The 15,020-nt window shown below is 41.3% G+C and carries 12 protein-coding genes; 10 read left to right on the top strand and 2 right to left on the bottom strand.

The genetic code is table 11. The features are described 5' to 3' along the window. The first annotated feature begins 181 nt into the window (after positions 1-181). The 8 genes from FZC79_RS02770 (at position 182) to FZC79_RS02730 (ending at position 12,332) form a co-directional block, all read left to right on the top strand. Entirely contained in the window at positions 182-1,081 is a 900-nt protein-coding gene (locus tag FZC79_RS02770; RefSeq protein ID WP_252183235.1) for a nuclease-related domain-containing protein, read from the top strand. A 1,079-nt stretch (positions 1,082-2,160) separates the two neighbouring features. After that, positions 2,161-3,180 (top strand): EAL domain-containing protein, encoded by a 1,020-nt coding sequence (locus tag FZC79_RS02760; RefSeq protein WP_148945337.1) that lies wholly within the window; start codon positions 2,161-2,163, stop codon positions 3,178-3,180. Positions 3,181-3,568: 388 nt separating this feature from the next. Beyond that, positions 3,569-6,649, top strand: a complete 3,081-nt coding sequence (locus tag FZC79_RS02755; protein ID WP_148945336.1) for an efflux RND transporter permease subunit — start codon at positions 3,569-3,571, stop codon at positions 6,647-6,649. A gap of 309 nt (positions 6,650-6,958) precedes the next feature. After that, entirely contained in the window at positions 6,959-8,041 is a 1,083-nt protein-coding gene (locus FZC79_RS02750) for an SDR family oxidoreductase (protein WP_148945335.1), read from the top strand. A 125-nt stretch (positions 8,042-8,166) separates the two neighbouring features. Continuing rightward, entirely contained in the window at positions 8,167-8,628 is a 462-nt protein-coding gene (locus FZC79_RS02745) for a hypothetical protein (RefSeq protein ID WP_148945334.1), read from the top strand. 407 nt (positions 8,629-9,035) lie between these two features. Further along, positions 9,036-10,235: a DUF5667 domain-containing protein gene (locus FZC79_RS02740; RefSeq protein ID WP_148945333.1), complete on the top strand. Its 1,200-nt coding sequence runs from the start codon at positions 9,036-9,038 to the stop codon at positions 10,233-10,235. A gap of 163 nt (positions 10,236-10,398) precedes the next feature. After that, complete coding sequence (sigI, locus tag FZC79_RS02735) at positions 10,399-11,151, top strand: RNA polymerase sigma factor SigI (protein ID WP_148945332.1); 753 nt, start codon at positions 10,399-10,401, stop codon at positions 11,149-11,151. After that, positions 11,148-12,332: an anti-sigma-I factor RsgI family protein gene (locus FZC79_RS02730; RefSeq protein ID WP_148945331.1), complete on the top strand. Its 1,185-nt coding sequence runs from the start codon at positions 11,148-11,150 to the stop codon at positions 12,330-12,332. Before sigI ends, FZC79_RS02730 begins: the two co-directional genes overlap by 4 nt. A 48-nt stretch (positions 12,333-12,380) precedes the next feature. On the opposite strand, the gene FZC79_RS02725 is transcribed toward FZC79_RS02730, so the two are convergent. After that, positions 12,381-12,572 carry an alpha/beta-type small acid-soluble spore protein gene (locus FZC79_RS02725; RefSeq protein WP_148940557.1) on the bottom strand — a complete coding sequence of 64 codons (192 nt, stop codon included), beginning with the start codon at positions 12,570-12,572 and terminating at the stop codon, positions 12,381-12,383. Between the two features lie 180 nt (positions 12,573-12,752). On the opposite strand from FZC79_RS02725, the gene FZC79_RS22935 reads away from it, so the two are divergent. Then, entirely contained in the window at positions 12,753-12,929 is a 177-nt protein-coding gene (locus FZC79_RS22935) for a hypothetical protein (protein WP_187442614.1), read from the top strand. Next, positions 12,916-13,062 carry a hypothetical protein gene (locus FZC79_RS22930; RefSeq protein ID WP_187442627.1) on the top strand — a complete coding sequence of 49 codons (147 nt, stop codon included), beginning with the start codon at positions 12,916-12,918 and terminating at the stop codon, positions 13,060-13,062. Before FZC79_RS22935 ends, FZC79_RS22930 begins: the two co-directional genes overlap by 14 nt. A gap of 194 nt (positions 13,063-13,256) precedes the next feature. On the opposite strand, the gene FZC79_RS02720 is transcribed toward FZC79_RS22930, so the two are convergent. Continuing rightward, the gene (locus FZC79_RS02720; RefSeq protein ID WP_148945330.1) at positions 13,257-15,014 is read right to left on the bottom strand and encodes a B12-binding domain-containing radical SAM protein; all 1,758 of its coding nucleotides are present in this window, start codon (positions 15,012-15,014) and stop codon (positions 13,257-13,259) included. Between the last annotated feature and the right edge of the window lie 6 nt (positions 15,015-15,020).

Here is a 15,020-nt window from a genome sequence, read left to right as displayed (position 1 = left end):
CTTTTTCCGAATCCAGGGAGAGTTAATGTCCAAGAAACCTTTCAAGTTCAACGGCATACCTCCCCTGCGCAATAGTATTTAATCAACCGTCCAAAAATAATAAAATTTTTATGAAGAAAGCCATATGAAGAAAAATGAAGATGTTATAAAATAGACAAGAAAGGAGAGATGCTATTTGATAATGAAGGGCCGAGTTGAATCTGATGAACTAAGATTGCTGAAAATACTGAATGCCAGAACTACACTCCCTGAAAAAGACTTGAAAAATTTAATTGCTTCAGAAAAAGGATACCTGGGAGAATTGAAGTTTGATGAATGGGCCATCCCTCTGGTAAATGAGATGGTTTTCTTGAATGATTTGATGCTGGAACATCAAGGTTCAAAATTTCAAATTGACTCCTGCGCCTTAGCCTCTAAAACAATCTTCCACTTTGAAGTGAAAAACTTTGAAGGAGACTACCAGATTAAGAACGGCAACTGGATCAGCCCATCCGGAGAAGAGAAGAAAGATCCCTTGATTCAATTGAAGAGAACTGAATCCCTTATTCGCCAGTACACCCAGCAACTTGGATTTCACTGTAATGTGGAGTCATACCTCATTTTTATTAACCCCGAATTCTATCTTTATAACCCACCGAATAACCCATTCATCATCTATAACCCACAATTAAACAGATTCATGAAAAAATTTCAGAACAGGTCTCTAAAGTTAAATAAATTTGACCTCAAACTGGCTGAAAAATTGTGTTCGCATCATATTGAGGAATCTCCGTATTTGCGGCTTCCCCATTATAGTTTTGAGGATCTGCGTAAGGGGATTCTCTGTACTAAGTGTCATGGATTTTATGAAGCATCGTTAGGGAAATCGCTTGTTTGTAAGTCATGTGGTGGGAGCGAACTAAAATCGCCGGCTATTTTAAGGACAGTAGAGGAATTCAAGCTGTTATTTCCCGATGAAAAAGTGACGACAAAGAGGATTCAGATAATGTGTGGAGGTATTATCGATATAAAAACTATTAGAAGGAATCTCTCTGGTCACTTTATAATGAAAGGTTTTGGAAAACATTCATATTATGTATGAATTTATTTTTACTACTGAGTGGTTGGTGGATAAGTATAAGGAGCAAGAGCCTCTAAAGGCCAGCGTGCAGTTAAATTTACAAAGAAGTGGTGCCAAGGAAGCTTCTAGAGACCAAAAAGCTTTTGGAATTGAGCCGAAGTGGTGTCAAGGAAGCTTCTAGAGACCCAAAGGCGTTTGGAATTGAGCCGAAGTGGTGTCAAGGAAGCTTCTAGAGACCCAAAGGCATATGGAATTGTGCTGAAGTGGTGCCAAGGGAGCTTTTAGAGACCCAAAGGCGTTTGGAATAGCAGTGAAGTGGTGTCAAGGGAGCAGAGACCCAAAGGCGTTTGGAATTGTGCTGAAGTGGTGTCAAGGAAGCTTCTAGAGACCCAAAGGCGTATGGAATTGAGCCGAAGTGGTGTCAAGGAAGCTTCTAGAGACCCAAAGGCGTATGGAATATGCGCTGAAGTGGTGTCAAGGAAGCTTCTAGAGACCCAAAGGCGTATGGAATTGCGCTGAAGTGGTGTCAAGGAAGCTTCTAGAGACCCAAAGGCGTATGGAATTGCGCTGAAGTGGTGTCAAGGAAGCTTCTAGAGACCCATAGGCGTATGGAATTGCTCTGAAGTGGTGTCAAGGGAGCTTTTAGAGACCCAAAGGCGTTTAAAATTGCGCCGAAGTGGTGTCAAGGAAGCTCTTAGAGACCCAAAGGCGTTTGGAATGGCGCTGAAGTGGTGCCAAGGAAACTCTTAGAGACCCAAAGGAGATTGGAATGGCAGTGAAGTGGTGTCAAGGGAGCTTTTAGAGACCAAAAGGCGATTGGAATGGCGTTGAAGTGGTGCCAAGGAAGCTCTTAGAGATCCAAAGGCGATTGGAATGGCGTTGAAGTGGTGCCAAGGAAGCTCTTAGAGACCCACAAACAGTAGAATATGCGCTGAAGTGGTGTCAAAGAAGCTCTAAAAAACCCAAAGTCACTCATCCACTAAAAAAATTAAAAAACTTAAGGGAATATATTATGTCTACTCAGCACATTAATGTTAGACTAAATAGGTAAAAAGTAGTATGAGCACATTATAAATTGACTGGACAGGAGAAGAGTGCTGATGAAAAACACATGTGTCAACTGCGGAATTTCGATTCCTTTCTATGAACGAGGATTTCTGGCAATCCAGGGAGAAACAGAACTCAATATTGGCAATCTCTCCTTTTCTGGTGAAAAAACAGGAATATTTACATATCATTTCAATTTCAAGGAATTTAAAGAGCTGCTGGAAATGCTGGAGGAACTGGAGAACGCTATTTCTGAAGGAGAATGGAATGCAGGAGTTTCGGCTAGACGCCAAAATATCAGGATGATCCCGTTTGCAGATTTAAAAAAGCGGATGGATAAGCGTGATGAGGTAGAATTCATTCAAAATGGAAAGTTGGTCAGTTACTTCCAGCCTATAATTGAATTGAAGAACGAAGAGCTTTTTGGTTATGAATCTCTGTTAAGGTCCGGAGACCAAGAGAAGGAAATTTCCCCGGGATCCTTATTTCAAACAGCGGATGAGACAGGACTTCATTCATTTTTAGACCAAAGGGCAAGAGAGACAGCAATCAGGTGTCGGAAAGACCACCTTCAAAGAGGTATCAAAAGCTTTATCAATTTCCTTCCGTCTACAATTTATAACCCGGAGTTCTGTTTACAGCATACCTTCAGTTACGTGGAAAAATATGATGTGGATCCTGCAGATCTGGTCTTTGAGGTAGTGGAAACCGAACAGATAAAAGATGTGGCTCATTTGAAAAAGGTTTTTGATGTATATAGGAGAGAAGGCATGAAAGTGGCACTGGATGATGTAGGTGCAGGATTCTCTACCTTGGAGATGCTGAGCAAGTTGAAGCCGGATTATGTGAAGATTGACCGTTCTTACATTCAGAACTGTGACCATAACAAAGCCAATCAGTCATTCCTCAAAGATGTTACCCGAATATCCAGGGAATTGGGGATCAATGTGCTGGCAGAAGGAATAGAAAGAAAAGAAGAGCTTCAATATTGTAAGTCATTGGGCGTAGAACTTGGACAAGGTTATTATATTGGCAAACCATTGAGTGAACCAAAAGTTCCTGTAATGGTATGACCATTTTTTATGGAAGAGGCATATTTTACAGCCTCTTCTTTTTTTGACCTTTTATGAACTGCTCTTCATTAAATTATGGGTGGTCTGAGAACAGTGTTCCTTTATTGGCGGGGGCACCTCCATCATCAGTAATAGTATCCAAAGGGGTTCTCTTGTCAGTTTAGTTCCAGTCCAACAAAGCAGCCCATATCGAGCCGGCGTTCACAAAATCATGATTGAGAATGACTGGTATCTTTTTCTAATTTTTTTCCGATACTAATCAGGCTTAGAACACTTGAAAAGCTTAAATGTTGATACTCAATGGGACAAGAATTATAGTAAGTGTAACTAAAAAAGTCAGCTGTGTTTAAGGATGGAGCTGCCCGTTAGTCAGGGAAGGAGAAAATGGATGAAATTAAGTGATTTTTCTATAAGAAGACCGGTTTTTACTATAGTTACAATGTTTTTGATACTGATTTTGGGAGGGGTTTCTCTGCTGAGGATCCCCCTTAAGCTGATACCGGATATCAATCCGCCAGTTGGGGTTGTGGTGACTACATATGAAGGAGCCAGTCCGACTGAGGTTGTGGAAAAGGTGACAAAGCCATTGGAAGATACCTTGGCAACCCTGCCGGGAATCAAGAGCATCCAATCAACCTCCAGGGAGGGTTCCAATTTTATCTTGCTGGAGTTTTCCTGGACCACTTCCATAGATGATATACAAGATGAGGTCCTGCAAAGGCTGAATGGAGCACCTCTTCCGGATGATGCACAGGATCCGCGTTTTTTAAAATTTGATCCTTCTCAGTTTCCGATTATCCAAGTGTCGATAAAGGAAACAGGAAGTGAGGAGAATCTGCAGGACCTTGCTCAGGATTTGGAGCTGGAGTTGACTAAAGCTGAAGGCGTAGCAAGTGTCAATGTATCGGGTGTGAATGAGCAGGAAATAGCCATCGACCTGGATCAGGAAGAGCTGAAAAACTTCGGACTGACCCAGAACGACATCGTCAATAGCATAAGAGCTAATAACATAACTATGCCGGGGGATACCATCACAACGGGTGAAAAAACCCTGACGACAAGGGTAGTAAGCCAGCTGCAGGATGCAGAAGAAATTGCAGGATTAGTGATCGGAAAGAATCCCCGGACTGGCGATAATATTGCTCTTGAGGATGTTGCCAATGTAGAGCAAAGGGAACAGGAAAGCAACACGATTACAAGAGCTGACAGACAGGATGCGGTCCTTCTTAGTGTCCTCCAGGAATCTGATGCGAACACCGCGGACGTTTCTACTGCTTTTCAGGAGAAGCTCAATCAGCTGCTGGATCAGGAACGGTATCAAAACATAGAGGCAGATATCCTTTTTGACCAGGGAGATTATATTAAAGATGCTATCGGCAATATTGCAACCTCGCTGGTCCTTGGTGGAGCATTTGCCATGCTCGTATTGTTTTTGTTCCTGAAAAACATCAAAAGTCCGCTGATTATCGGGGTTGCCATACCTTATTCCGTGATTGTCACTTTCGTCCTCATGTATTTTGCAGATTTTGCATTGAATATCATGACGCTTGGGGCACTGGCACTGGGTATAGGTATGCTCGTGGATAATGCCATTGTGGTAATTGAAAATATTTACCGCCACCTTTCCATGGGAAAAGACTCCAAACAGGCAGCAAGGGATGGCGCTAAGGAAGTAGCTGCAGCAATAACCGCTTCAACTCTGACAACTGTTGCTGTTTTCCTTCCAGTTGTATTTATTTCAGGGCTGATTGGACAGCTGTTTACAGAGTTTGCCTTAACGATTTCATTTAGTTTGTTTGCATCGCTGGCGGTCGCCTTGACGGTCATCCCTATGCTCGCAAGCAGAATGCTGAAAACACCTAAAGGAAACCATGAGGCCATAAGAAGGCGCTCTAAATCAATGAATTCTTTTGAGAGGAGCATTCATTGGTCTCTGAAACACAGATGGGCGGTTCTGTTGATTACAACGATTTTCCTGGCAGGGGGTGCATTCGGTCTTACGACAGTCGGCACTCAATTCCTGCCGCCGACCGACGAAGGGTTTTTCAATATGAATGTTAAGCTTGAAAATGGTTCTTCTTTAGAAGAGACGAATAGTGTCGTAGAAGCAATAGAGGATGAATTAGAGAAGGAAGAAGCAATTGACGTTTACGTTTCATTGACGGGCACTAACCAGGAACAATCCTCCCGGGGCCAGTCTAACAGGAATATTGCTGAAGTGTATGTGAAGTTGAAGCCTCTTGAAGAGAGGGACATTTCCGTCTTTAAACTTGTGGATGATTTAAAGCCGAGGCTGGAGGAAGCTGCGCTCGCTCAAAATGAAACAGCGAGTATAGGTTTCAATCTGCAGTCGACATCAGGCCAGAGTCCCCAGACCCTGACTTTCAGTGTGAGAGATACTGACAGTACAAGGCTTGAGGAGGCTGTTGGGAAAATTGAGGAAGGACTTCAATCCGCTCAATACGTAACAGATGTGGAGACAGATCAAAATGAGTTGATTCAGGAAGTTCAGATGAAAGTGAATCGTGAAGCTGCCTTAGATGAAGGGTTGATGCCGGCCGGGATAGCACAGACCGTCAACGATATTACCCGAGGCGTTCCGGCAGCTCAAATTGTGGCTGAGAATGATGATGTCTATACGATATTTGTACGATATGACAGGGAAATCACAGAGAATCTTGACAGTTTAAAAAAGTTACAATTAAAAAATGCGCAAGGAGAATATATTGCGCTTGATGAAGTTGTGGATTTCAGTATAGAAGATGGGCCTGTCAGCATTCAAAGAATAGACCAGCAAGGATCTGTGCAATTCACGTTGAAATATTCATCTGAGACAAACCTTGGATCCATTTCTGAAATAGTCGATGAGGAGATTGCCTCTCTGGATCTTTCTCAAGAGACCCAGGTAGTATTTTCAGGAGACAGGGAGCTTCTTGAAGACTCAATAGATGACATGATACTTGCGATCGGTCTTGCCATCATCCTGGTATATATTGTGATGGCGGCTCAATTTGAGTCGTTTAAGTATCCATTCGTCATCATGTTCACAGTCCCATTGATGGTTATTGGAGTAGCGTTGGCGCTGGCACTTACAAGGACACCAATCAGTATCTCGGCTGTCATAGGGGTGATTGTTCTGGCGGGTATTGTTGTTAATAACGCGATAGTGATAGTGGATTATATCAACCAGAAGAAGGAAAGCGGAATGGATAGTTATGAATCCATTGTTGAAGCTGTAAAAGACAGGGCAAGGCCAATACTTATGACGGCCTTGACGACGATCCTTGGGCTGCTTCCGCTGGCACTGGGGATCGGTCAGGGAACAGAAATCAATCAGCCTATGGGAATTACAGTCATAGGTGGGCTGGTCAGCTCCACCCTTTTGACACTTTATGTCATTCCTGTTGTCTACAGCCTTTTTGATAAAAATACTAGAAGAATGAAGAGAAGACGAAGAGCATATAAATAAGTATGAATTAACACTCATGATTTTTCACCACCTCAAGATTGGACACTTGCCGTCCGTTCAGTCTTGAGGTTTTTTGTTTTCTTTTAGGCTGTTTCGTAAACTTTGTTGCTATTTGATACTAATTCCAAAAAAACTAATCATAATTCATCTGAATAACCTTGTGATCATGAAAAGCAACGAGCTGCTTTTCCCGATTAGAGAGAAATCCCTTAGTATCCGGTGGAAAATCCGGCTCCTGGTATTTTTCCCGAAAGCAACAATCTATGCGAAAACAGCCTTTTAAAAAAATGTGAGAAAAGGAGCGGGAGCATGGCAAACTATTTTATAACAGGTTTTCCAGGGTTTATATCCAGTCAATTAATCAAGGAAATGTTAAGCGGTAAGGATACCTTTTATTGTCTTCATGTACCATCCATGAAGGAAAAGGCATTCCTTGAGGCGAGTAAGATTGAAAAAGAAAAGGGAATCAGCGGGAGGATCATTTTAATTGAAGGAGATATCACACAAGAAGGATTGAATTTATCTTCTTCTATTGTGGCAACATTAGAAGCGGAAATTGAATATGTCTGGCATTTGGCCGCGATTTACGATCTTTCTGTTGCCTATGAGGCAGCTTATAAAGTGAATGTAATAGGAACTGAAAATATGAATCGTTTTTGTTTGAGTCTGCCTCACCTGAGAAGATATGTGTATTTCAGTACAGCTTTTATTGCCGGAGACAGGGAAGGCAATCTCTTGGAAACAGAATTGATAAGACCAGGGACCTTTCACAATCATTATGAAGAAACAAAATATGAGGCAGAATGCCTCGTGGACTCTCTTAAAGAAAGGCTGCCCATCACCATTTTCCGTCCAGGTATTGTAAAAGGAAGATCAGATTCTGGTGAAACAAGTAAGTTTGACGGACCTTATTTTATTATGAACATGCTTAGCCGGCTTTCTTTTTTACCGATCATTCCCTCTATAGGAAAAGGTCAAAGTTTTGTGAACATCGTTCCGGTAGAATATATCACAAGTGCTTCCATTTATCTTGGGCATTCACCTGAGGCGGCCGGCAAAACCTATCATCTGACGGATCCCCGCCCATACAAAGTGAAAGAGATTTACAGCTCTATCCTATGGGAGTTGAACAGAAAAAAACCGGTAGGGACTTTCCCATTAAGCTTGGCTTCAGCGTTACTGCAAATCTCATCTGTTAGAAGATATTTGAGAGTTGAAAAGGAAGCACTCGATTATTTTAGTTGGAATGGATTATTTGACTGTACAACTGCATTGAAGGATTTAGGGCCTGCAGGAATCGTCTGCACTGACTTTTTGGAAACGATGGGGAGCATGGTCAAATTCTACAAAGAGAATCGAGATGACCAGAAATATCATGTGGCGGTGGATTAGAAAATAGAAAAAGGATTAAAGGGACATTTTCTTTCTCTAATAATTGTAAATAAAAGTAATAAGACTTCCATCTCTGTGCAAACTATGGATAGTGAAACATTTTGGAGGAGATGGAATGAGAGTGGATGCCTAATAAAACGATAAGTAAGCTCGAAGCCATCTTATGGAGTATTGCACTTCCAGGTTTTCCACAGCTATTAAAAAATTCACTCATCAAGGGAATTTTCTTTGTGGCACTGGAATTTTTAATTAATGTGCAAAGCAATTTTAATGAAGCTATCCGGCTAAGTTTTCTTGGGGAAACCCGCTTATCTGCACAGGTCGTTGATTACCAATGGCTTATGTTTTATCCATGTTTATATATGTTTGCCATGTGGGATGCCTTTAAGAGTGCTGAGGGAGCAAGAGGGAAGTATTCTTATCTGCCTTTTGTATTTACAGCTTATACGGTCACCACAGGGTTGATGGTATCGCCTAAGGTCTTCATCAACGAAATTTTTATCGGACCGATCTTTTTTCCAATGCTTTGTGTATTGCCGGGTGTAGGGGCAGGCTTGCTGCTAAAATACTTTCTGCTTCGAACCTGAAGATAGTACTGGAAACGATGAGAAGCTGCTTTTATAAGACTTAATTACCATAGGTGAAGGTGTCATTATACTGCAGCTGCACCGATAAAGAATGAAAGCCTACGACTTATGTCTGAAGTGGACATAGGTCTTTTTTCTTGCCTCAAACCCTAAAAAAAACAGCTGCTGTTTTTGCGTAACCCTGGTTGTACTAATTTTAATAATCACTACAGGCTATTTTTGAGATTACTCTAAATGCTTCAAGCAAGAAAATCCTAAGAGTAATAAATAGCTGCGGAAGTGTAAACGGCCATCAGACTAACTGCCCAAAACAAAGTAATGCAGAAAAACACCCCCACAAGTTACCTTCTGTTTCCGTAACCTTGTAATGAAGCGATCGCTCGAAAACAATCTATGAGGTGAACACATTGTCAAAACAATCTAAAGTAAGAAGAACGTCATTAGCTATTCTCACAGCAGGAACCCTATCATTTTCCAGTACATACGCGAATGCAAACGAAAATGATACTGAAACTTTCGAAACAGTTGATTTTCAAGACGTTTCTAAGGAACAACCCGATACCATTATGAATGATGAAGCTGTTATGGGTTCAGTCCAAGAAAAACGGAAGTCTTTGGATGATGTAAAAGAGTCCCCGTCGCTACTGCCGGGAGATTTCTTTTATTTTACTAAGGTTGTTTTAGAAAAAATACAGCTTGCTTTTACAGCGGATGATGTAAAAGAAGCTAAACTATTAGCTGGATTTGCTGCGGAGCGCCTGTCAGAAGCCCTGGCATTATTAGAAGAGGGTGAAGAAGAGAAGGCGATAGAAATGATTGAAAAAGCACTTCAAGGAATGGAAGATGCTGATAAGGATGTAGACGAGCCTGCTGAACTAGAGGCCGAAGAGGACAGACAAAAGGATGAAGTAACTGAGAATGCTGGACAAGGTGAAGAAGCTGAATCAGATGACACTCTTGTTGAGCTGGAAGAAATCATGGCTCGAAACATCATTGCCCTCAAAGCAGCGATGGAAAAAGTGAAAAATCCTACAGCGAAAGCGGCACTTAAGAAAAATATAGGAAAAAGCTATGCGAAGCTGGCAGAAAAAATCGCAGAGTCAGCAGAAATAAAGGAAGATGAAGAATTGGGCCTTGAAGAAGAACCTGAAGCAGTAACAGAGCCAGAGACTGTTGAAACAGAGGTTACAGAAGAGGCAAGCGAAGAACCAGCAGTTGAAGAAGAAGATACAGCAGCAGTAGATTCAACAGAAGAAACACAAGCTTCAATACCAGTTCCTTCTGTGAAAAAGGCAGAAAAAGAGCAGAAAAAAGCCCATCAAAAACAAGAAAAAGCACAGCAGAAAGCTGATAAAGAGAAAAATAAAGCAGAGCGTGAAATGGAGAGAGTAAGGCTCAAAGCAGAACGTGAAGCAGAAAAAGAAAAAATCAAGGCAAACCATGGAGCACAGAAAGAAAAAGTGAGAGCAGAACGGGAGAAACAAAAAGCTGAGCGTAAAGCGGCAAAAGAGGCAAAAGAGGCAAAAGAGGCAGGCAAGAAGGAAGATAAAGAAAATAAAGGCAAGGGCCATGGAAACAAAGAGAACAAAGGCAACGGCAATCAATAAAGGTTATCGCATCACTATCCAGAATTTACTGCGCAGACATTAGTCCAGGAAGACTGCCTGCCCCTGCTGGTAATCTGTGGCGGCAGGCAGCTTTTTCCATAACCAATTGCCTTCAGCTTTGCTTTTGACATGATATAATAAAGGCCGGAGCGGGGTGAGGCTAATGCTGAATGTATTATTGATCTTTTCGGCAAAAAGAAATAAAAAAGAGACATTGGAAGCTTCCGCAGCACAAATTCAAAATGGGAACGAAGAATTATTGAATCAGGTGCTGCGAGATTACAAACCATTTATAAAGAAAACGGTGTCTTCTGTGTGTAAAAGATACATATATGAAAGTGATGACGAGTTCAGCATTGGTCTTATAGCCTTTCATGATGCTATTTACAAATATAACAGCGAGCGCGGAACATCGTTTCTAAGCTTTGCAGAAGTAATTATAAAAAGAAAAGTCATTGACTATATCAGAGCCAATGGCAGGCATCAAAACATCAGTGTGGATGCAAACGTCGAAAGTGATGAAGGAGAAACCCGGAACACAATTACTGACGCGTTGTCCCTTGAGGAGTATACCAGGGGAAAAGAAGCTTGGGATAGAAAAGATGAGATTGCAACTTTTACAAAAAAGTTAAAAGAGTATTCCCTCAGCTTTGATGATCTTGTCAGCCATTCTCCAAAACATGAAGACGCTAGAATCAATGCCATATCAATAGCTAATACAGTGGTGTCCACACCCGCATTCATCCAATATCTGCAAGAAAAGAAGAGGCTGCCGATAAAACAGCTGGAGAAACAGGTCGGCTTCAGCAGAAAAACGATTGAGAGAAACAGAAAATATATTATTGCTATTTCCATAATCATCAAGGAGGACTTCTATTTTTTAAAGGACTACTTAAAAGGGCGGATGAATCAATGAAAAAAGGGATTGTTATGGAGGTTAAACCTAATACCATAGTCATGATGACGCCTGAAGGCGAGTTTATCAAAACCAAGAAGCAGCCATCTGTACAGTATGAGCTCGGTGAGGAATTGACCTTTTTTCCTCAAACCTGTGAGGGAAGCAGCCCCGGAATTTTTAAAAAATTGAAAGAGATTCGAATGCAACCCGTTATCTCTGGTGCGGCAGCTTTATTGATGCTATTATTCATTTTTCTACCAATTTTAAAAGAGCCGGATGTCTATGCCTATGTCTCGGTTGATATCAACCCCAGTTTTGAATTGAGCATAGATCAAGACAAAGAGGTGGTGGATGTCAAAGCATTTAATGAAGAAGCCCGGAAAATGCTGCAGCAAATGACTGATCCCGAAGGAAAGTCAATCGTCGCTGTTACAGACGAAATCATTGATCTCAGCTCTCAGGAAGGGTATATGGATGACGATAAAAAGGTAACTGTAACGACAGTATTTACTAAAGAAGCAAAGACAAGGGATAAGAGTTCCATTGAAGAAGCAATCAAGCGCTTTTCTACAGAAAAATTAAAAGAAGACACTGTCGCGATTTCTCTAATCGACTCCAATTTTGAAGTGAGAGAAGAAGCAGCAGCAGCGGGTATGACGGCCGGGCAGTTAATAAAGAAAAAAGAAGAAGCACAAATGAAAAAAGTGCCTAAAGAAGTAAAAGAAAAAGCTCCCGCTACTCCTTCTAAGACAGAAAATTCAAAAGTGGAAGACCGTAAAGAGCTGCCGAAAGAAATACCATCAAAAGAAGATAAAAAACCCCCTCATGCTAAAGAAAAACAAGCAGAGAAGGGGAAAAGCGGAGCAAATCCTGCGGCGAAGGGTACTAAATCCAATAACGGAGCTTCTGAAAAGAAGAAAGAGGATAGTAATAAAAATAATGGCAGTGGCAAAGGACGTAACCCTAATGCTTCTGAAAGCAAAGCTTCCCCTCCTTCTCATAACGAAGAGAAAAGAGGCAATGGCAGTTCACATAATCAAAAAGAACAGCAGAAAAGCAATGGAAGTTCCAGCAGCCACCCAAAACAGAAAGAAGAGCAGAGAGGCAAGGGAAAAGAGAATCGAAATGAGCGGAATAATGATGGAAATGAACATCACGGTCCCTCTAAAAATGATAAGGAAAAAGGAAATCGAAACTAAACAAGGCTGCCAGCGCAGCCTTGTTTTTCTATCCACATCTATATTGAATTATTGACCTTTAAGCTGTGTTTGAGCTTGTTTTACAAGACGTTTAGTAATTTCGCCGCCTACAGAACCATTTGCACGGGAAACTGTATCAGAACCAAGTGTTACCCCAAATTCTTCAGCGATTTCATACTTTACTTGATCCATGAATTGTTCTACACCAGGAACTAATAATTTATTTGAATTTCTAGCCATTATGGATTCCCTCCTCACTAATTTATTTTGTTTCTATCATTATCTTTTCTAAAAGTTCAAAGAAAATGAGTGGTAATTTTTCGCATGTCTATCTTATAAGGGTGGGCGGTTTCAGTTTGCATGAAAAAAGGCCGAACGGAAAAACTAAACACTAGTTCACAAATAAAGGAGCTGACCATAATGGCTAAGAGAAAAGCTGAATACGATGCTGCAGAGAAAAACAATAAAACACCGAGAAAGAACCTGGCAGAACAGAAGGACTTCAGCGCTGAGTTTGCACAGGAAGAGAATCCAGCAAAAGCGAAAAACAGAAATTCAAAGCATGGAAGAGAAGGCAGGATGAATGATGAAAGATAACAGTAAACCGAAATCATCTGAAAAGCAAAGTTTTCAAGAGGAATTCGGAATGGAGTTCGGCGATTTCAATGCAGCCAAACATTTTGAAATTCCAGAGGCAAATAAGAAACAGGAAAACAAGAAGAAGTGCTAGGTAAGCAGGTACTCCTGAGCTGGTAGAAAGGCATGTGAAGATTCTAAACTGAAATAGCTGGTTTAACTTTCGTGCGCTAAAGCACTAAGAGGGACTGTCCCTTTCAGTACTTTAAAGTGGTAAAGAATATACGTTTTGTTATACAAAAGCCCCGCAATCAACCGAAAGAAGAGTGCGGGGCATTAAATGATATATTATTTTTGTTCTTGAAGCAGTGAAGATTCATGGGCAGTAAAAAGTTGTGCCGCTCCTGTGGCTGGATTATAGTAAGCCAGAAGGTAGCAAGGCTCAGGCTTAAACCCGGAAACTGCAGGTGTAACAGGAAGCTTTTCAAGAAGGGTATGCTTATGCAAATCTTTCTCATTAAGGTCCAATGTAACGAATTCGCTTCCGAATGCAGATGGATCCCTCAGGATCAACTGATAAATCTCAGAGCGGCTGCGTTTATCCAGCTGTGACTGCCACCATGCCTTTCTTGGTTTATAACGCTGATTTTTTAAATAATCGTATTTCATGATCGCTTCGAGAGTCGGAAGTGACTCTGGATTATTCACCGAAAGGAATTCCTGCAGCCTCTTAAACAAGTCCTCAAGCTGGTGCCCGATTCTGGACCAACCCTGCTCCTCCCAATACGAACCAAAGCTCTGGAATAAATCAAAAGGAGTCTCGAACACATGAGTGACAAGATATTCGATTGTTTGATCCATACGATGGTCATTCCAGTACTTTTCTAAAACATCTTCCACTTGTTTGATCCTCACAATATCATCGAAGCTGAGAACATTATTGCCAAGTATTTCATATGGAGCATTGTCCATATAAATATAGTCATGCTTATCAGCGTTGATCCTTAAGCCTGTCCCGCGGAGCATCTTAAGAAAACCAAGCTGAAGTTCTTCCGGCCTCATAGCAAACACATCATTGAAGGTTTTGCGGAAGGACTGGTAATCTTCCTCAGGAAGCCCCGCAATCAGATCAAGATGCTGATCGATTTTCTCCCCTTCTTTTACCATGGTCACCGTTCTGGTCAGCTTGCTGAAATTCTGCTTTCTCATAACGAGGTCATTTGTCTCATCATTAGTTGATTGGACGCCAATTTCAAATCGGAACAAACCAGCTGGTGCCTCTTTATTTAGGAAATCAATGACTTCTGGACGCATGATATCTGCTGTAATTTCAAATTGAAATACAGTTCCAGGAAGATGTTCGTCAATCAGAAAACGGAACATTTCCATCGCGTAACTTCTGCTGATATTGAACGTTCTGTCAACAAATTTAATAGTCTTCGCGCCATGTTCCATCAAGAACCTGATGTCCTCTTTGACTTTTTCTCTATCAAAGTAGCGGACGCCTACTTCAATGGAGGAAAGGCAGAATTGACAGCGGAAGGGACAGCCTCTGCTCGTTTCAATATATGTGACACGCTTCGAAAGGTCTTTCAAATCTTCCTCGAACCTGAACGGGGATGGCAGTTCTCTTAAATCCAGCTTATTTCGCTGCGGATTAATTTTCACTTTGCCATCTAATAAATAGCCGATCCCATTGACTTCAGTCCAATTTTTTTCTCCATAAATCTGATGCAGTAACGTTTTGAACGTTTCTTCACCTTCTCCGATTACAAAGAAATCAACTTCTGGCAGCCGTTCAATCCAGTAAGGCACATCATAAGATACCTCGGGACCGCCGAAAATAATGACCGTTTCAGGTGCTATTTTTTTCAGCATTTTAACCACAGCTATCGTCTCTTCAATATTCCATATGTAACAGCTGAATCCAATTACATCTGCATTTCTTGTATAAAGGTCAGACACGATGTTCATGAGAGGATCTTTAATGGTGTATTCTGTGATTTCCACATGGTGTTCGGGCTCAGCAAATGCCTTGAGGTTTCTGATGGCAAGATTCGTGTGGATGAACTTGGCATTTAACGTACTTAATACAGCTTTCTTCATTTATAA

Source organism: Rossellomorea vietnamensis, assembly GCF_008180615.1.
Lineage (GTDB): Bacteria > Bacillota > Bacilli > Bacillales > Bacillaceae_B > Rossellomorea > Rossellomorea vietnamensis_D.
The sequence above is the reverse complement of the archived record's forward strand: the minus strand, read 5'-3'. Positions and strand labels throughout refer to the sequence as shown.

Excerpts from the sequence above, each read along its gene's own strand:
- FZC79_RS02730 (WP_148945331.1), top strand. The coding sequence starts at position 11,148 with ATGAAAAAAGGGATTGTTATGGAGGTTAAACCTAATACCATAGTCATG.
- FZC79_RS22930 (WP_187442627.1), top strand. The coding sequence starts at position 12,916 with ATGATGAAAGATAACAGTAAACCGAAATCATCTGAAAAGCAAAGTTTT.
- FZC79_RS02760 (WP_148945337.1), top strand. The coding sequence starts at position 2,161 with ATGAAAAACACATGTGTCAACTGCGGAATTTCGATTCCTTTCTATGAA.
- sigI (WP_148945332.1), top strand. The coding sequence starts at position 10,399 with ATGCTGAATGTATTATTGATCTTTTCGGCAAAAAGAAATAAAAAAGAG.
- FZC79_RS02770 (WP_252183235.1), top strand. The coding sequence starts at position 182 with ATGAAGGGCCGAGTTGAATCTGATGAACTAAGATTGCTGAAAATACTG.
- FZC79_RS02725 (WP_148940557.1), bottom strand. The coding sequence starts at position 12,572 with ATGGCTAGAAATTCAAATAAATTATTAGTTCCTGGTGTAGAACAATTC.
- FZC79_RS02755 (WP_148945336.1), top strand. The coding sequence starts at position 3,569 with ATGAAATTAAGTGATTTTTCTATAAGAAGACCGGTTTTTACTATAGTT.
- FZC79_RS02745 (WP_148945334.1), top strand. The coding sequence starts at position 8,167 with ATGCCTAATAAAACGATAAGTAAGCTCGAAGCCATCTTATGGAGTATT.
- FZC79_RS02750 (WP_148945335.1), top strand. The coding sequence starts at position 6,959 with ATGGCAAACTATTTTATAACAGGTTTTCCAGGGTTTATATCCAGTCAA.
- FZC79_RS02720 (WP_148945330.1), bottom strand. The coding sequence starts at position 15,014 with ATGAAGAAAGCTGTATTAAGTACGTTAAATGCCAAGTTCATCCACACG.
- FZC79_RS22935 (WP_187442614.1), top strand. The coding sequence starts at position 12,753 with ATGGCTAAGAGAAAAGCTGAATACGATGCTGCAGAGAAAAACAATAAA.